The following is a 16199-nucleotide window of genomic DNA, read 5'->3' as shown; positions in this document are numbered from 1 at the left end:
GGTCCAGGTAGCGTTCGACGAAGCACTCGCCGCGGCCGAAGGCGGCCACCGCCTCCCGTACCGCCGAGTCGTACAGTTCGGGGACCTCCTCCAGGGTGCGGGCGACCTTCAGGCCGCGTCCGCCACCGCCGAAGGCGGCCTTGATGGCGATCGGCAGGCCGTGCTGCTCGGCGAAGGCGACGACCTCCTCCGCTCCGGAGACGGGGTCGGGGGTGCCGGCGACCAGGGGGGCGCCGGCGCGCTGGGCGATGTGCCGGGCGGCGACCTTGTCGCCCAGGTCGCGGATGGCCTGCGGCGGCGGGCCGATCCAGATCAGCCCGGCGTCCAGGACCGCCTGGGCGAAGTCGGCGTTCTCGGAGAGGAAGCCGTAGCCGGGGTGGACGGCGTCCGCGCCGGAGTCCTTGGCGGCCTGCAGGACCTTGTCGATGTCCAGGTAGCTGGTGGCCGGGGTGTCGCCGCCCAGGGCGAACGCCTCGTCCGCGACGCGGACGTGCAGGGCGTCCCGGTCCGGGTCGGCGTACACGGCCACGCTGGCGATCCCGGCGTCCCGGCAGGCCCGGGCGACGCGGACAGCGATTTCGCCACGGTTGGCGATCAACACCTTGCGCACGTTGGCTCCCTCTCCTTGAAACAAGCCGAGTTTAGGGACTGCCGACACGACGTTTCGACCCGTCCCCAGTGGTGAGCTTGCCCACACGGAGCGTGAAACCAGGCTCACTCCACCTGCGAAGTCCCTTGTCGTACCGCCGTACATGGGAATCCACCGGAAAACCCTAGCCCTCGGACGTGGCCAAGGTCTCTATGAAGTAGTCCCGCCGCCCGTCGTGTTTCTTTGTGGAGTCCCTACTAATGGCCCAACGAAACTTTGCTCCTGCCGTGCCTCTTGTCCGAAGGTTTACCCGTTAGTAGCGTTCCCGATGCTGAAGTAAGCCGTAGGGCACTCGAAGGTGGGTGGAGGCCGGTGGTCCGCAGACCGGTGGCATGGGTCGTGGCGCTCGTCCTCTTCGCGGAGGCGTTCGGTGTCGCGATGCTGAACTGGCTCCTCGGCGTGGTCGTCGACCGGCAGCACATGTCCATGGCCGGCGCCGATCCGCACATCATGTCCGTGTCCTCGAAGGCGTCCGGTGTCGTCTTCGGGCTCTACTTCGCGGTGTGCGGGCTGGCGGCCCTCCTGGTCGCCGTGCGGGACCGGGCGCCGTCCGGCGTCTGGCGCATCCTGCTGATCACCGCAGCCGTGGTGCACGGCCTGATCGGGACGTTCGTGGTCGGTCTGGTCGGCTGGGGTGCGTTCGCCTTCATGATGGCGGTGCTCGGGCTGATCGTGCTCACCCTGATGACGTACGACCGCCCGGAGGGCCCGGCGGCCGGTGCGCCGCCCGCCGACGGCGGCCCGGAGGACGGCGACAGGGCCGCGCGGCAGGCCCGTGATTCCGCCGAGCCCCCGGAGCGGACCGGCCCCCTGGAGGACGGCGGCCCGGCAGCGGTCACGCCCTGAACGTCCCTGGGCCAAGGCTTCTGGGGCGACGCTGCCGGGCCGACGTCCCCGGGCCGGACCCGCTCACCGCTCCCGCGGCGCCCACAACTCCGTGATGCCCACGCCCAGTTCGGCGAGCAGTCGGCGGATCAAGGGCAGCGAGATGCCGATGACGTTGCCGTGGTCGCCGTCGATGCCGTCGATGAAGGGCGCGGAGCGGCCGTCCAGCGTGAAGGCTCCGGCGACGTGGAGAGGTTCGCCGGAGGCCACGTAGGCGGCGATCTCCTCGTCCGTCGGCTCACCGAAGCGGACCACGGTGGACGCCGTGGCGGACGCGTACCGGCCGCTGACCGTGTCGTAGACGCAGTGACCGGTCTGCAGCGTGCCCGCCCTGCCGCGCATCGACTTCCAGCGGGCCGTCGCCTCCTCCGTGTCCGCGGGCTTGCCGAGGGCCTCGCCGTCCAGGTCGAGCACGGAGTCGCAGCCGATCACCAAAGCGCCCTTGACCTCGGGCTTCGCCGCCACCACGGAGGCCTTGGCCTCGGCGAGCGCGAGCGCGAGTTCGGCGGGGGTCGGGGCGGTGACAGCGTCCTCGTCGACCCCGCTGACGATGACCTCGGGGTCGAGTCCGGCCTGTCGGAGCAGTCCGAGCCGGGCGGGGGACCGGGAGGCGAGAACGAGACGGCGGCGCGGTTGATCGGTCATGCGCTCAGCGTATAGGCGGCCCTCACCTGATGCCGAGGACGATCATCGCCAGCAGCATGGCCAGCGCCATGAGGACCCCCAGCCGCCTCAACATCCGCTGCACCTCGCGGAGTTCCTCGGGCGGTTCGTTCTCGGGGTCGGACCACAGCATGCCCTCCATCGTCCGGCGGGCGGCCGCGGCGGCGCCTGAGTACCCGTACTCAACTTGCGGCGCCGGCCGCCGCGCCCGGCCGTCCCTCCGACCGCCGACGGCGGCACACGGCTCCGGCGGTCACCCGCACCCGGACGACGCGGGTACGCGGTGACGGCCGAAGCCGTCGCGAAGGTGCCGGACCTGCCCGGGCGCCGCCGGTCAGCCGGGCCAGTAGGTGCGGGCCCAGGCCGTGGGACCCGGCGGGGGCAGACGGTGGGCCGCGACACGGGCCGGGTCGGCCCAGGAGTCCTGCGGTGCCGCGCCGGACGGCGTGGCGGCCGCCGCCGCGGCGCGCGCGCGGACCACCGCCAGGGCGGCGGCCAGCTCCTCCGGGGTCGGATTGCCCCGTATGACCTTGATGTTCATGACGGCTCCCAAGAGGCCCGGGGGTTACAGAGGGATGTTGCCGTGCTTCTTCGGGGGAAGGGATTCCCGCTTGGTGCGCAGCTGACGCAGGCCTCGGACGATGTGGCGGCGGGTGTCCGACGGCCTGATCACCGCGTCGACGTAACCCCGCTCGGCCGCGACGTACGGGTTGAGGAGCGTGTCCTCGTACTCCTGGATCAGCCGGGCGCGGGCCGCCTCCGGCTCGTCGGCCTCGCCGATCGTGCGGCGGTGCAGGATGTTGACGGCGCCCTGCGCCCCCATGACGGCGATCTGGGCGGTCGGCCAGGCGAGGTTGAGGTCGGCGCCCAGGTGCTTGGAGCCCATGACGTCGTAGGCCCCGCCGAACGCCTTGCGGGTGATCACCGTGATCAGGGGCACGGTGGCCTCGGCGTAGGCGAAGATCAGCTTGGCGCCGCGGCGGATGATGCCCTCGTGCTCCTGGCCGACGCCGGGCAGGAAGCCGGGCACGTCGACGAAGGTGAGGACCGGGAGGTTGAAGGCGTCGCAGGTCCGCACGAAGCGGGCGGCCTTCTCGCTGGCGTCGATGTCCAGGCAGCCGGCGAACTGCATCGGCTGGTTGGCGACGATGCCCACCGGGCGGCCCTCGACCCGGCCGAAGCCGGTGAGGATGTTCGGCGCGAACAGCGGCTGGGTCTCGAAGAACTCGCCGTCGTCCAGGACGTGCTCGATGACCGTGTGCATGTCGTACGGCTGGTTGGCGCTGTCCGGCACCAGCGTGTCCAGCTCACGGTCCTCCTCGGTGACGGACAGGTCCGCCTCCTCCGGGAAGGCCGGGGGCTCGCTGAGGTTGTTCGACGGCAGGTACGACAGCAGCTGCTTGACGTACTCGATGGCGTCCTTCTCGTCCCCGGCCATGTGGTGCGCCACGCCGGAGGTGGAGTTGTGGGTGCGGGCGCCGCCCAGCTCCTCGAAGCCGACGTCCTCGCCGGTGACCGTCTTGATGACGTCCGGGCCGGTGATGAACATGTGCGAGGTCTGGTCGACCATGACCGTGAAGTCGGTGATGGCCGGGGAGTAGACGGCACCGCCCGCACACGGCCCCACGACGAGGGAGATCTGCGGGATGACGCCGGAGGCGTGGGTGTTGCGCCGGAAGATCTCCCCGTAGGCGCCCAGGGACGCGACGCCTTCCTGGATCCGGGCGCCACCGGAGTCGTTGATGCCGATGACCGGGCAGCCGGTCTTCAGGGCGAAGTCCATCACCTTGACGATCTTCTGGCCGTAGACCTCGCCCAGCGCCCCGCCGAAGACGGTGAAGTCCTGGGAGAAGACCGCCACCGGACGGCCGTCCACGGTCCCGTACCCGGTGACGACACCGTCTCCGTAGGGCCGGTTCCTCTCGAGACCGAAGTTGGTGGAGCGGTGCCGGGCGAACTCGTCCAGCTCGACGAACGAGTCCTCGTCGAGCAGCAGTTCGATGCGCTCACGCGCCGTCAGCTTGCCCTTCGCGTGCTGTTTCTCGACGGCGCGCTCCGAGCCGGCGTGCGTCGCCTCCTGCACGCGGCGCTCCAGGTCCGCGAGCTTTCCCGCAGTGGTGTGAATGTCGATCTCTTCCGGCTCGGACATCGGGATGCGGCTCCCTGCCTGCTCAAGTGGGGACGTGAGGGTGAGGTGCTACCTGTACGTGCTGTAAGTGCTCAGAAGAAGGAACGGTTACTCATCCGTAGCGTAGTGGCGTGCCTACCGATCGGCAGTGCGGCGTTTACCACACCTAGGGTGGCTTGCATGATGCCGCGAGATTCCTCTGACGCGAACGACAGGTCGAACGGTGCCGCGGGTGGTGGCAGCCGCTGGTCCGATCTCGACCGCCCGCCCCTGAACGCCGCCGCGCTGCGCCGGGCGCTGGTGCGCGAGGGCGGGCTGTGGACCGGGGTCGAGGTGGTGCAGCGCACCGGGTCCACCAACACCGACCTGGTCGCCCGCGCCGCTGCCGGTCAGGCCGCCGAGGGTGCCGTCCTGGTCGCCGAGGAGCAGGACGCGGGGCGCGGGCGGCTGGACCGGATCTGGTCGGCTCCGCCCCGCTCCGGTCTGTTCTTCTCGGTCCTGCTCAACCCGGCCGGGGTGCCCGTGGCCCGCTGGGGCTGGCTCCCGCTGCTGGCCGGGGTCGCGGTCGCGGCCGGCCTGGCACGGGCGGCCGGCGTCGACACGGCGCTCAAGTGGCCCAACGACGTGCTGGTCACCGTGGGCGGGGAGGAACGCAAGACCGGCGGGATCCTCGCGGAGCGGGCCGGGAACGAGGGGGTCGTGATCGGTATCGGCGTCAACGTCACCCTCCGCCAGGACGAGCTGCCGGTGCCCACGGCGGGGTCCCTGGCCCTGGCGGGAGCCCGTACCACCGACCGCGACCCGCTGCTGCGGGCGGTGCTGCGCTCCCTGGAGGTCTGGTACGGCCGCTGGCGCGCGGCGGACGGCGACCCGGCCGCGAGCGGCCTGCAGGAGACGTACGCGGCGGGCAGCGCGACCCTGGGCCGCCTGGTCCGGGCGGAACTCCCGGGCGACCGCTCGATCACGGGCGAGGCGGTGGCGATCGACGGTGACGGGCGGCTCGTACTGGCGACGGAGGAGGGGGTGCAGGAGCCGGTGGGCGCCGGAGACGTCGTGCACCTGCGGCCTGCGTGAGCACCGACCGGCCCGTCTGCGCTCTCCCGCTCGGAGGAACTCAGGGAACGACGACCCGGAAGCCGGGTGCGCACCCCCCGCCGGGGAGGTAACGGCCGCGGAGGAGTGAGCTACCGCACACCTGCCGTAGAGTTGACCGCGGTCGAACCTGACCGCGGCAGATCGGAAGGGCAGCACGCGTGACCGTCGACGACACGGGCTCGGGCACGGGCGTCCACCCCGCCCCCGACGGTGATCCGGGGCGCGACGCACACGCCGAGTCCGAGGAGAACCCCCTCGCGCTCCGCCTGGAGCAGCTCATTCTGGGGGCGGAGCGCCGCTACACCCCCTTCCAGGCGGCCCGCAGCGCGGGCGTCTCCATGGAACTGGCGTCCCGCTTCTGGCGGGCCATGGGCTTCGCCGACATAGGTCAGGCCAGAGCCCTGACCGAGGCGGACGTCCTCGCCCTGCGGCGCCTGGCCGGTCTCGTCGAGGCCGGACTGCTCAGCGAGGCCATGGCCGTCCAGGTGGCCCGCTCCACCGGGCAGACCACCGCACGCCTGGCCGAGTGGCAGATCGACTCCTTCCTGGAGGGCCTGACCGAGCCGCCCGAGCCCGGCATGACCCGCACCGAGGTGACGTACCCGCTGGTCGAGCTGCTCCTGCCGGAGCTGGAGGAGTTCCTCGTCTACGTCTGGCGGCGCCAGCTCGCCGCCGCCACCGGCCGGGTGGTGCAGGCCGCGGACGACGAGGAGATGGTCGACCGCCGTCTCGCCGTCGGCTTCGCGGACCTGGTCGGCTTCACCCGCCTGACGCGCCGTATGGAGGAGGAGGAGCTCGGCGAGCTCGTCGAGGCGTTCGAGACCACCGCGGCCGACCTGGTCGCCGCGCACGGCGGACGGCTGATCAAGACGCTCGGCGACGAGGTGCTGTACGCGGCGGACGACGCGGGCGTGGCCGCCGAGATCGCTCTGCGCCTCATCGAGACCATGGCGAACGACGAGACCATGCCGGAACTGCGCGTCGGCATCGCGTTCGGCACGGTGACCACCCGGATGGGCGATGTCTTCGGTACGACGGTCAACCTGGCGAGCCGGCTCACCTCGATAGCGCCCCGGGACGCGGTCCTCGTCGACCATGCCTTCGCGGAGGAGCTGATCCGCACGGCCGAGGCGCCCGCCTCCGAGGCGGCGGCCGCGGAGGCCGCGGCCGTCGCCGAGAAGGAGGGCAAGGAGCCGCCCACCCACCGCTTCGCGCTGCAGCCGATGTGGCAGCGTCCCGTGCGCGGCCTCGGCGTGATCGAGCCGTGGCTGCTGGCCCGGCGGAACGGCTCCTCCTAGTGCCGCATCAGGCAACCTTCGCCCCGTTGCCTGCCGCGGCACCAGCCGTCCGTCGCGCTCCCGGTTCAGCGTGCTCAGAGGCCGTGGACGCAGAGTCCCACGAGCGGCACGCACAGCCCCGCCGGGTTCGAGGAGGACGGTGGCGGCGGCGCCTGGGTGGTCGAGGCCGGGGGCGGGGCGGATGGCGGGGCGGTCGTCGTCGTGACCGGAGGCTCGGGTGTCCGTGACGCCGTCGGGGTCGAGAGTGCCTCCGGGATGCCGGTCGCGGGGTCGGTGACCCGTGGGACCGGTCGGGACGGAAGCCCGGACGGGCTCGCGTCGCCCGACGCGGAGGCCGCAATGCCCGCCCTTGCCGTGAGGGCCGTCGTCGAAGGCCCTGCCGCCCCCTTGGACGGCACGCCGCTGACCGTTGCCGCGGTGTCGCTGGCATCGACCCGGGGCTCGGCCTCCGCGGTGCCGCCTCCGCCCGTCACCGACTCGGGTGCCAGACGTACGAGGCTCAGGGCGCCTGCGGCGAGCGCCAACCCGCCGACGGCGAGCGCCAGGCGCCGGTGACGGGGCTTGCGGTGCCGGCCCGCCGGGCGGAACCAGAGGCCGGAGGCGTGGTGCACCGTCGCCGTGGTGTCGTCGGTGGCCGTGTCCGTCGTCATGCCCGTCCCTCCCGGTCGCCCGCACTCCCCCAAGTGCCGTAGCGGCGTAGCGGTGCGCAGATTATGTGGTGATGGGGGGCGGGCGATGCGCAGGTGACTCGAATTCACTCGAACGGGGACAGGGGGCGGTAAAGGGCGCGCACCCGCCGAAGGCGCACGGTGGCTTTCGCGGGGCCGCTTCGCCTGCGATGATCGGGACGACGTGTAGTTAACCCGCGTTAACCGGGAGGGTGTCATGGCGGAGCAGGGGGACGAGCGGCGGTTCGGCGAGTACGTCGTCGTACGGCGGCACGGGTACGTCGCGGAGCTGGCGCTGGACCGGCCCAAGGCCATGAACGCGGTGTCCACGGACATGGCCCGCTCGATCGCCGCCGCGTGCGCCCACCTCGCCGACGACCGCGACGCCCGGGTGACGGTGGTGACATCGACGCACGAGCGGGCCTTCTGTGTGGGCGCGGACCTGAAGGAGCGCAACTCCTTCACGGACGCCGACCTGATGCGCCAGCGCCCCGTCGCCCGCGCCGCCTACACCGGCGTCCTGGAGCTGCCGATGCCGACGATCGCCGCCGTGCACGGCTTCGCACTGGGCGGCGGCTTCGAGCTGGCCCTGTCCTGCGACCTGATCGTGGCGGACCGGACGGCGGTGGTGGGGCTGCCCGAGGTGTCCGTGGGGGTCATCCCGGGCGGCGGCGGTACGCAGCTGCTGCCCCGCCGGGTGGGCGCCGCGCGCGCCGCGGAGCTGATCTTCACGGCCCGGCGTCTGGAGGCGTCCGAGGCGCGGGAGCTGGGCCTGGTCGACGACCTCGTGCCGGAGGGCCGGGACCGTGCGGAGGCGCTCGCCCTCGCCGCCCGAATCGCCGCCAACTCCCCGGTGGGCCTGCGCGCGGCGAAGCGGGCCCTCAGGCTCGGCCACGGCCTGGACCTGCGCACCGGTCTGGAGGTCGAGGACGCGGCGTGGCGTTCGGTGGCGTTCTCCGGGGACCGCGCGGAGGGGGTGGCCGCCTTCAACGAGAAGCGCACCCCGCAGTGGCCGGGGGAGTAGGCGAGGAGCGCCGAGACCCCGCGCACCCGATCGCCGTACCGATCCCACGAGGGCGCTCCGGTGCCACGTCTTCGCAGGCACCGGACGCCGCACCTTCCTCCGCGCTGAACCGCAGGGCACGCCCTAGCCTGGAGGCGTGGCTGAGGACAGTCGGCTGAGGGCCGTGGTGGCGCTGGCGCAGGGCATGGCGGCGGCGCACACTCCGCACGAGGCCTGGCGGGCCGCCGCGCTGGGCGCGTGCCGGGCGCTCGCCGGGAGCTTCGCCGCGCTGTCGGTGTGGGAGCGGGAGGCCGGACGGCTGCGGGTCCTCGTCAATGTGGGGGAGCGGGCGCCCGAGGAGGAGGAGTTCCCCGAGCGTGAGGCGTACCCCGTGCACCAGTTCCCGGAGATCACCGAGTTCCTGCACGAGCGGTGGGCGGGCGGTGGCGGTCCCAGCGCCTGGGTGGAGACCGCCGAGGGGCCGGCCACGGGGCAGCCCGGGTACTGCCACCAGCGGGTCGCGGCCCTGCGCCGGCGCCGCCGGGGCTGCTGCGTCGTCGCGCCCGTGGTGCTGCACGGCCGGGCGTGGGGGGAGCTGTATGTGGCGCGCGCGGCGGGGGAGCCCGTCTTCGACGGCGACGACGCCGACTTCGCCACCGTCCTCGCCTCCGTGGTGGCCGCCGGAATCGCGCAGACCGAACGGCTGGAGGAGGCTCGCCGGCTCGCCTTCACCGACGCCCTCACCGGCCTCGCCAACCGCCGCGCCGTCGACGTGCGCCTGGAGGAGGCGATCGAACGGCACCGGGCCGACGGCGTCGTGGTCTCGCTGGTCGTCTGCGACGTCAACGGGCTCAAGCGCGTCAACGACACGCAGGGTCACGCCGTGGGCGACCGGCTGCTGGAGCGTTTCGGGTCGGTGCTGTCACTGTGCGGTGCCATGCTGCCGGGTGCGCTGGTGGCCCGGCTGGGCGGTGACGAGTTCTGCCTGCTGGCGGTGGGCCCGTCGGCCGACGAGGTGGTGCGGGCCGCCGACGAGGTGTGCCGTCGTGCCGCCGAACTGGAGATCGGCGACGGTGTCGCCTGCGGGGTCGCCTCCACCCAGGACGCCATCGGCCCGGTGCACTCGGCGCGACGGCTGTTCCGGTTCGCGGACGCGGCCCAGTACCGGGCGAAGGCGCTGCACGCGGGGAAGCCCGTGGTGGCGGGCCGCGAGGGACCGGACGACCCCGTCGTCCGCCTGGCCGACGAGCCGCCGCCCGCCGGGGAGCGCCGCAGGTTCCGCGGCCGGCTCTGAGGTGCCCGAGGCCGGTAAGGGGTGAACCCGTACCCCACTGGTGACATCTTCGAATTCACTGCGTACGCTCCTGAATATGGATATGCACACTGTGGTGGTGGGGACGTCCGGGGTGACCGCGTCCGACGTTCTCGCCGTGGCGCGCGCGGACGCCCGGATCGAACTCTCCGAGGAAGCCCTGACGGCCCTGGCGGCGGCCCGCGGGGTGGTGGACGCGCTGGCCGCGAAGCCGGACCCCGTCTACGGGGTCAGCACCGGCTTCGGCGCGCTGGCGACCCGGCACATCAGCCAGGAGCTGCGCACCCGGTTGCAGCGCAACATCGTGCGCTCGCACGCGGCCGGCATGGGCCCCCGGGTGGAGCGGGAGGTCGTGCGCGCCCTGATGTTCCTGCGGCTGAAGACCGTCTGCTCGGGCCGCACCGGCGTACGCCCCGAGGTCGCGCGGACCATGGCCGACCTCCTCAACGCCGGCATCACCCCGGTCGTGCACGAGTACGGATCCCTCGGCTGCTCCGGCGACCTGGCTCCGCTGTCCCACTGTGCGCTGACCCTGATGGGCGAGGGCGAGGCCGAAGGCCCCGACGGCGTCGTACGTCCCGCCGCCGAACTCCTCGCCGAGCACGGCATCACCCCGGTCGAGCTGCGCGAGAAGGAGGGCCTCGCGCTCCTCAACGGCACCGACGGCATGCTCGGCATGCTGCTCATGGCCCTCGCCGACCTGGACACCCTCTACAAGTCGGCCGACATCACGGCCGCGCTCTCCCTGGAGGCGCTGCTCGGCACGGACAAGGTCCTCGCACCGGAGCTGCACGCCATCCGCCCCCACCCCGGGCAGGGCGCGTCGGCCGCCAACATGCTGGCCGTACTGAAGGACTCGGATCTCACGGGCCACCACCAGGACGACGCGCCGCGCGTCCAGGACGCCTACTCGGTGCGGTGCGCCCCGCAGGTCGCGGGCGCCGGACGGGACACGCTGGCCCATGCCCGCCTGGTCGCCGAGCGCGAGCTGGCCTCGGCCGTCGACAACCCGGTGGTCCTGCCCGACGGGCGGGTCGAGTCCAACGGCAACTTCCACGGCGCGCCGGTGGCGTACGTGCTGGACTTCCTCGCGATCGCCGCCGCGGACCTGGCGTCGATCGCGGAACGCCGCACCGACCGGCTGCTGGACAAGAACCGCTCGCACGGTCTGCCGCCGTTCCTCGCGGACGACGCCGGCGTCGACTCGGGGCTGATGATCGCCCAGTACACGCAGGCGGCGCTGGTCAGCGAGATGAAGCGGCTCGCCGTACCGGCCTCCGCCGACTCGATCCCGTCCTCCGCGATGCAGGAGGACCACGTCTCCATGGGCTGGTCGGCCGCCCGCAAGCTGCGCACGGCGGTGGACAACCTGGCCCGTGTCCTCGCGATCGAGCTGTACGCGGCGACCCGCGCCATCGAGCTGCGCGAGGGCCTGACCCCGGCCCCCGCCAGCCAGGCGGCGATCACCGCCCTGCGCAAGGCGGGCGTCGCGGGCCCCGGCCCGGACCGGTTCCTGGCCCCGGACCTCGCGGCGGCGGACGCGTTCCTGCGCGACGGTCGTCTGCTCGCGGCGGTGGAGTCGGTCACGGGACCGCTGGTCTGAGCAACCGGGTGGGGCCGCCGCTCCGAGCGGCCCCACGCGCAGGCCGCCGATCGCCCGGCGGCCGCTCCCCGAGAGCAGGTGCGGCGGGTGGGCGAGCACCCTCGCCCTCGACCTGGGGGCCTTGCCCGGCCACGCCAGGCTGACGCCTCACCAGTCCCCCGCCGTCACCGCTCGGTTCTCGGTGGCGGCGGGGCCCTGCGTACCACCCGGCCGCGGGCGGGCTCAGTACGCCCCGCTGCGCTCCCGGCGTACCGAGTACGTCACGAATCCCGCCCCCAGGCCGAGGAACAGCGTCCCCCCGATGACGTACGGCGTCGTGTCCACGCTGCCGGTGTCGGCCAGTTCCGTGTGGGCCGTCGCACCCGCCGCGCCCGTCGCCTCCGTCGCGCTCGCCGCGTGCGCTGTGGTCGTCGTCCGGTCGGCGGTCGCCGATGTCGCGGTCCGCGGGTTCTCCGGTGTGTTCTGGGTCGCGTTCGCGGACGGCACGAACCACAGGGCCCCCAGCAGGGTCCCCGCGGCGGTGGCGGTCAGCAACGTCCGGCGGGTGGTGGACGACGTTCGACGTGCGACGGACACGAAATTCCGATCCCCCTGGGGCGCTTACGAATTGGCCGTGTGGAGCGATGCTAGTGAAAGGCGCGGGTCGTGGGAAAGTCGCGAGCCCTCCGGGCCGTACGCTGCGCGCCATGAGCACTTCTGAGACATCACGGTATGTCCGCCTTCGTGTGGAACTGGTCGTCGAGATCGACGATGTCGACGCCGTAGCCAAGGCCGCCCTGCGCCGGATCGCCGAGGATCCGGACATGCCCGAAGGCGAGCGCGCCTACACGGAGAGCGCGGTGGCGGAGGACACGGCCGAGGCCGTCGCGTATCTCGTCGAGCCGTCCGACCTGTTGGGCGACGTGCCGGGCGTCGAACTCGCCCAGGCCTCCTGGAGCAGCGAGATCGTCGACTACGACCCCGACTCGCCGGACTGGGCCCTCGACGAGGATGATGAGCCGGGGGGCGACGAGGACGACGAGGGCGTCCGACTCGGCTGACATGCCTTGGCAAAAAGGTGCCCCCGGGCGGCAACCGGCGCCCGGGGCTCCGTCGTCTCAAAGGACGTTCCCCGGTGTCCCGCATGACACGGAGGACTCTCGGGCACCCGTCGGGCCGACGTGGTGTGTCCCACACCGGCACCGGATGTGGAACGGGGCGAACCGGTCGTAGCGTTGAGGGTTCTTGCGGGGACTCAACGGGGTTTTGGGGATTCGGCAACCATGGAGAAGCGTGTGATGACGGATGGTAAGCGGCGCAAGGGCCTGATGGCCGCGTCCGCACTGCTCGGCGGGGTGCTGGCGCTCTCCGCGTGCAGCGGAGGAAGCTCGGCGGCGAGTGGGGGCGGGGACAACAAGGACTCGCAGGCCTCGGTCGACGAGGCGGCCGCCAAGAAGACCTCCGAGGCACAGATCAAGATCACGCCGGCGGACGGTTCCGACAACGCCTCCATCAACAACGCCGCCAAGGTCACGGTCGCCAAGGGCACGCTGACCAACGTCACCATGACCACCTCGTCCGGCACCCCCGTCGCCGGGCAGATGTCGGCCGACAAGACCAGCTGGGCGCCGACCGCCCAGCTCGACCGGGCCACGACGTACAAGGTCGCCGTGACGGCCAAGGACTCCGCGGGCCGCGACGCCCACGAGAACGCCTCCTTCACCACCGTCGCCCCGGCGCACTCCTTCATAGGCAACTTCACGCCGGACAACGGCTCGACCGTCGGTGTGGGCATGCCCGTCTCGATCGACTTCGACAAGGCGATCACCAACAAGGCCGCCGTGCAGAGGGGGATCACCGTCACCTCCAGCAGCGGACAGGAGGTCGTCGGCCACTGGTTCGGCGCCAACCGGCTCGACTTCCGTCCCGAGCAGTACTGGAAGGAGGGCTCCACCGTCACGATGAAGCTGAACCTCGACGGCGTGCAGGGCGCGAGCGGCGTGTACGGCGTGCAGCAGAAGACGGTCACCTTCAAGATCGGCCGCAACCAGGTCTCGTACGTCGACGCGAAGACCAAGCAGATGAAGGTCACTCAGGACGGCAAGGTCGTCAAGACCATACCGATCTCCGCCGGCTCCCCGGAGCACACCACGTACCAGGGCCAGATGGTGATATCCGAGAAGTTCACCCAGACCCGGATGAACGGCGCGACGGTCGGCTTCAAGGACTCCGACGGCAAGGGCGAGTACGACATCAAGGACGTGCCGCACGCCATGCGCCTGACCAGCTCCGGCACCTTCATCCACGGAAACTACTGGGGCGCCCCGTCCGTCTTCGGCAATGTCAACACCAGCCATGGCTGTGTCGGCCTGCAGGACAAGAAGGGCGCGAACGACCCGAGCACGCCGGCCGCGTGGTTCTACAGCCACTCGCTGATCGGTGACGTGGTGGTCGTCCAGAACACCGGCGACAAGACGGTCGCCCCGGACAACGGCCTCAACGGCTGGAACATGAGCTGGGCCCAGTGGAAGGCGGGTTCGGCCGTCTGACACCCGGGCCGGCGCCTCCCCGAGATGCCGCCGGCTGCCCGACGCGGGCAGCCGGCGGCATCGTCGTGTCCGGGGGAACGCCGGGCGGACGTGCTTCTCATCGTTCTCTTATGCCCGGTTGATGGGTTCATCACGGTGCCTCCCTAGCTTGCGGCCATGTTCTTCACCTACCTCAGGCGCGAGCTGCGCCGCCGGAGAAGGGCGGCCCTCGTCGTCGCCTCCGGGCTCGCGCTGGGCATCGCCCTCGTCATCGTGGTCGACTCCGTGTCCTCGGGCATGGGGAAGGCGCAGGACAAGGTGCTCCAGTCGCTGTACGGACTGGGCACCGACATGACCGTGACCAAGGCGGCCGATCCCACCTCCGGCAGCTCACAGCGACCGCGCTTCAACTTCGACGCACGCGACAGCGACTCCAACAAGACGCAGAGCAGCGACCGCGTCATGGTGCGGGGTTTCCAGACGCTGGCGAGCAGCACGGTCGCCAAGGTGGCGACACAGAAGGGGGTTTCGCAGGCCGTCGGCGGGCTGAGCCTCCGGGTCATCAAGATCAGCGGACAGTTCACGCGGGGTCAGTTCCGCCAGAACCAGAACGGCGGTGAGCGGGGCGGACGCGGCGGCTTCGGCGGCGGGCAGCCGCAGGGGCAGGTCGAGGGCGGCGGCGCCGACTTCGACGTCAACAACTACTCCGTCTACGGCACCGACGTCACCAAGCCCGCCCTCGGCCCCCTGACCTCCTCCAGGATCACCGGTGGCCGCACCTTCAAGACGTCGGAGACCGACGCCAAGGTCGCCGTCGTCGACTCGGCGTACGCCAAGGAGAACAAGCTCTCGGTCGGCGGCTCGGTCACCATCAAGAGCGTCACGTTCCGGATCATCGGCATCGCCACGGCCGACAGCGGGGATTCGGCGGCCGACCTCTACATCCCCCTGCAGCAGGCCCAGACGCTCGCCGACGTGAAGGACAAGGTCACCACGATCTACGTCAAGGCGACCGACTCGCAGCAGATCGCCGGAGTCAAGAAGACCATCCAGAAGAACGTCTCGGGCACCACGGTCACCACCTCCGCCGACCTCGCGAGCACCGTCTCCGGTTCGCTGTCCACCGCCTCCAGCCTCGCCGACAACGTCGGCAAGTGGCTGTCCGTCGTGGTGCTGGTGGCCGCGTTCCTGGTCGCCGGTCTGCTCACCTCCTCCGCCGTCTCCCGCCGGGTGCGCGAGTTCGGCACGCTCAAGGCGCTCGGCTGGAAGTCCGGCCGGGTGACGCGGCAGGTGGTCGGCGAGGCCGTCGTCAACGGCCTGGTCGGCGGTGTCCTCGGTATCGCGCTCGGCCTGGCGGGCGCGTACGCCGTCACCGCGATCAGCCCCACGCTTCAGGCACAGCTCGGTCGTGGTGGCGGTGGTGGCGGCTTCGGCGGCGGCGGTGGCTTCGCCGGCCCCGGGCGGCAGGCGGCCCGGACGCTTCAGGTGGCGCTCACCGCACCGGTCAGCGCCACCACCATCGCCCTCGCGGTCGCCCTCGCCGTGGCCGGCGGTCTGGTCGCCGGCGCCTTCGGCGGCTGGCGCGCCTCCCGGCTGCGCCCGGCGGACGCCCTGCGCCGCGTCGAGTAGTCCCGGCCCGCCCCCTTCCGTATCCCAGGAGTTGCACCCATGTACGAACTCAGAGGCGTCACCAAGCGCTACACCCGGGGCAAGGACACGATCAACGCCCTGGACGGCGTCGACCTCACCATCGGCGACGGCGACCGCCTCGTCATCCAGGGCCCCACCGGCGGCGGCAAGTCCACGCTGCTGCAGATGCTCGGTGCGCTCGACAAGCCGACCACCGGTCAGGTGGAACTCGACGGCGTCGACCTGGCCGGGCTCTCCGAGGCCCGGCTCACGAAGGTGCGCAGCGAGAACATCGGCTTCGTCTTCCAGTCCTTCAATCTGATTCCCACGCTCACCGCGCAGGAGAACGTCGAGACCGCGCTCGTCCCCCTCGGGGTGAAGGCAGGGGAGCGGCGCGAACGGGCCGCCGAAGCGCTGAAGTCCGTGGGCCTCGGCGAGCGGCTCGGGCATCTGCCCGGCGAGATGTCGGGCGGCCAGCAGCAGCGCGTCGCGATCGCCCGCGCCCTGGTGAAGCAGCCGAAGGTGCTGCTCGCCGACGAACCCACCGGGAATCTCGACGAGTCGATGCGCGACGAGATCATGGACGTGCTCGAACGCATGTGGAAGGAGCACGGGCTGACGTTCATCATGGTCACCCACGACTCGGCGATCGCGAGGAGGGCCCCGCGGCTCGCCACCCTCCGCAAGGGCAGGATCATCGTCAAGGAGAACGCCGCACCCTAGGTCGTTCGGCGGGTCGTTCGGCGGGCTGTTCGATGG

17 protein-coding genes are annotated in these 16199 nt (G+C 71.9%); 10 read left to right on the top strand and 7 right to left on the bottom strand.

Annotated elements, in window-relative coordinates:
* The coding region (locus AC5WS8_RS31945; protein WP_496106995.1) for a biotin carboxylase N-terminal domain-containing protein at positions 1-610 on the bottom strand (610 nt) is incomplete at its 3' end.
* Between the two features lie 351 nt (positions 611-961).
* Here AC5WS8_RS31945 and AC5WS8_RS31940 point away from each other — a divergent pair.
* Positions 962-1495 carry a hypothetical protein gene (locus AC5WS8_RS31940; protein WP_496106994.1) on the top strand — a complete coding sequence of 178 codons (534 nt, stop codon included), beginning with the start codon at positions 962-964 and terminating at the stop codon, positions 1493-1495.
* A gap of 63 nt (positions 1496-1558) precedes the next feature.
* On the opposite strand, the gene AC5WS8_RS31935 is transcribed toward AC5WS8_RS31940, so the two are convergent.
* The 4 genes from AC5WS8_RS31935 to AC5WS8_RS31920 form a co-directional block, all read right to left on the bottom strand.
* Positions 1559-2179 (bottom strand): Maf family protein, encoded by a 621-nt coding sequence (locus AC5WS8_RS31935; protein WP_496106993.1) that lies wholly within the window; start codon positions 2177-2179, stop codon positions 1559-1561.
* 22 nt (positions 2180-2201) lie between these two features.
* Positions 2202-2330, bottom strand: coding sequence for a morphogenic membrane protein MmpB (gene mmpB / locus AC5WS8_RS31930; RefSeq protein ID WP_496106992.1), 129 nt, complete (start codon positions 2328-2330; stop codon positions 2202-2204).
* 201 nt (positions 2331-2531) lie between these two features.
* The gene (locus tag AC5WS8_RS31925; RefSeq protein ID WP_496106991.1) at positions 2532-2738 is read right to left on the bottom strand and encodes an acyl-CoA carboxylase epsilon subunit; all 207 of its coding nucleotides are present in this window, start codon (positions 2736-2738) and stop codon (positions 2532-2534) included.
* A gap of 24 nt (positions 2739-2762) precedes the next feature.
* Positions 2763-4346 (bottom strand): acyl-CoA carboxylase subunit beta, encoded by a 1584-nt coding sequence (locus tag AC5WS8_RS31920; RefSeq protein WP_496106990.1) that lies wholly within the window; start codon positions 4344-4346, stop codon positions 2763-2765.
* Positions 4347-4505: 159 nt separating this feature from the next.
* On the opposite strand from AC5WS8_RS31920, the gene AC5WS8_RS31915 reads away from it, so the two are divergent.
* Both AC5WS8_RS31915 and AC5WS8_RS31910 read left to right on the top strand, forming a co-directional pair.
* Entirely contained in the window at positions 4506-5399 is an 894-nt protein-coding gene (locus AC5WS8_RS31915) for a biotin--[acetyl-CoA-carboxylase] ligase (RefSeq protein WP_496106989.1), read from the top strand.
* A gap of 179 nt (positions 5400-5578) precedes the next feature.
* On the top strand, positions 5579-6718 hold the full coding sequence (locus AC5WS8_RS31910) for an adenylate/guanylate cyclase domain-containing protein (RefSeq protein WP_496106988.1): 1140 nt from the start codon (positions 5579-5581) through the stop codon (positions 6716-6718).
* A gap of 74 nt (positions 6719-6792) precedes the next feature.
* On the opposite strand, the gene AC5WS8_RS31905 is transcribed toward AC5WS8_RS31910, so the two are convergent.
* The gene (locus AC5WS8_RS31905) at positions 6793-7368 is read right to left on the bottom strand and encodes a hypothetical protein (protein ID WP_496106987.1); all 576 of its coding nucleotides are present in this window, start codon (positions 7366-7368) and stop codon (positions 6793-6795) included.
* A 235-nt stretch (positions 7369-7603) separates the two neighbouring features.
* Between AC5WS8_RS31905 and AC5WS8_RS31900 the strand changes: the two genes are divergently transcribed.
* The 3 genes from AC5WS8_RS31900 to hutH all read left to right on the top strand — a co-directional run bounded on the left by AC5WS8_RS31900 (position 7604) and on the right by hutH (position 11304).
* A complete protein-coding gene (locus AC5WS8_RS31900; protein WP_496106986.1) occupies positions 7604-8410 on the top strand; it encodes an enoyl-CoA hydratase/isomerase family protein in 807 nt (268 codons plus the stop codon).
* A gap of 136 nt (positions 8411-8546) precedes the next feature.
* The gene (locus AC5WS8_RS31895) at positions 8547-9683 is read left to right on the top strand and encodes a GGDEF domain-containing protein (protein ID WP_496106985.1); all 1137 of its coding nucleotides are present in this window, start codon (positions 8547-8549) and stop codon (positions 9681-9683) included.
* Positions 9684-9765: 82 nt separating this feature from the next.
* Entirely contained in the window at positions 9766-11304 is a 1539-nt protein-coding gene (gene hutH, locus AC5WS8_RS31890) for a histidine ammonia-lyase (protein WP_496106998.1), read from the top strand.
* A gap of 222 nt (positions 11305-11526) precedes the next feature.
* On the opposite strand, the gene AC5WS8_RS31885 is transcribed toward hutH, so the two are convergent.
* Entirely contained in the window at positions 11527-11880 is a 354-nt protein-coding gene (locus AC5WS8_RS31885; RefSeq protein ID WP_496106984.1) for a hypothetical protein, read from the bottom strand.
* Positions 11881-11990: 110 nt separating this feature from the next.
* Here AC5WS8_RS31885 and AC5WS8_RS31880 point away from each other — a divergent pair, with 110 nt between their 5' ends.
* The 4 genes from AC5WS8_RS31880 to AC5WS8_RS31865 all read left to right on the top strand — a co-directional run bounded on the left by AC5WS8_RS31880 (position 11991) and on the right by AC5WS8_RS31865 (position 16163).
* Positions 11991-12344 (top strand): hypothetical protein, encoded by a 354-nt coding sequence (locus tag AC5WS8_RS31880; protein ID WP_496106983.1) that lies wholly within the window; start codon positions 11991-11993, stop codon positions 12342-12344.
* Between the two features lie 222 nt (positions 12345-12566).
* On the top strand, positions 12567-13832 hold the full coding sequence (locus tag AC5WS8_RS31875; protein WP_496106982.1) for a L,D-transpeptidase: 1266 nt from the start codon (positions 12567-12569) through the stop codon (positions 13830-13832).
* A gap of 156 nt (positions 13833-13988) precedes the next feature.
* Positions 13989-15440: an ABC transporter permease gene (locus AC5WS8_RS31870; RefSeq protein WP_496106981.1), complete on the top strand. Its 1452-nt coding sequence runs from the start codon at positions 13989-13991 to the stop codon at positions 15438-15440.
* Positions 15441-15479: 39 nt separating this feature from the next.
* Positions 15480-16163, top strand: a complete 684-nt coding sequence (locus AC5WS8_RS31865) for an ABC transporter ATP-binding protein (protein WP_496106980.1) — start codon at positions 15480-15482, stop codon at positions 16161-16163.
* Positions 16164-16199: the final 36 nt, after the last annotated feature.

This window comes from Streptomyces sp. PTL18 (assembly GCF_059510295.1).
This window is presented reverse-complemented; position numbering and strand designations above follow the sequence as displayed.

Excerpts from the sequence above, each read along its gene's own strand:
- hutH (WP_496106998.1), top strand. The coding sequence starts at position 9,766 with ATGCACACTGTGGTGGTGGGGACGTCCGGGGTGACCGCGTCCGACGTT.
- mmpB (WP_496106992.1), bottom strand. The coding sequence starts at position 2,330 with ATGCTGTGGTCCGACCCCGAGAACGAACCGCCCGAGGAACTCCGCGAG.
- AC5WS8_RS31905 (WP_496106987.1), bottom strand. The coding sequence starts at position 7,368 with ATGACGACGGACACGGCCACCGACGACACCACGGCGACGGTGCACCAC.
- AC5WS8_RS31935 (WP_496106993.1), bottom strand. The coding sequence starts at position 2,179 with ATGACCGATCAACCGCGCCGCCGTCTCGTTCTCGCCTCCCGGTCCCCC.
- AC5WS8_RS31875 (WP_496106982.1), top strand. The coding sequence starts at position 12,567 with ATGGAGAAGCGTGTGATGACGGATGGTAAGCGGCGCAAGGGCCTGATG.
- AC5WS8_RS31925 (WP_496106991.1), bottom strand. The coding sequence starts at position 2,738 with ATGAACATCAAGGTCATACGGGGCAATCCGACCCCGGAGGAGCTGGCC.
- AC5WS8_RS31900 (WP_496106986.1), top strand. The coding sequence starts at position 7,604 with ATGGCGGAGCAGGGGGACGAGCGGCGGTTCGGCGAGTACGTCGTCGTA.
- AC5WS8_RS31865 (WP_496106980.1), top strand. The coding sequence starts at position 15,480 with ATGTACGAACTCAGAGGCGTCACCAAGCGCTACACCCGGGGCAAGGAC.
- AC5WS8_RS31915 (WP_496106989.1), top strand. The coding sequence starts at position 4,506 with ATGATGCCGCGAGATTCCTCTGACGCGAACGACAGGTCGAACGGTGCC.
- AC5WS8_RS31880 (WP_496106983.1), top strand. The coding sequence starts at position 11,991 with ATGAGCACTTCTGAGACATCACGGTATGTCCGCCTTCGTGTGGAACTG.
- AC5WS8_RS31920 (WP_496106990.1), bottom strand. The coding sequence starts at position 4,346 with ATGTCCGAGCCGGAAGAGATCGACATTCACACCACTGCGGGAAAGCTC.
- AC5WS8_RS31870 (WP_496106981.1), top strand. The coding sequence starts at position 13,989 with ATGTTCTTCACCTACCTCAGGCGCGAGCTGCGCCGCCGGAGAAGGGCG.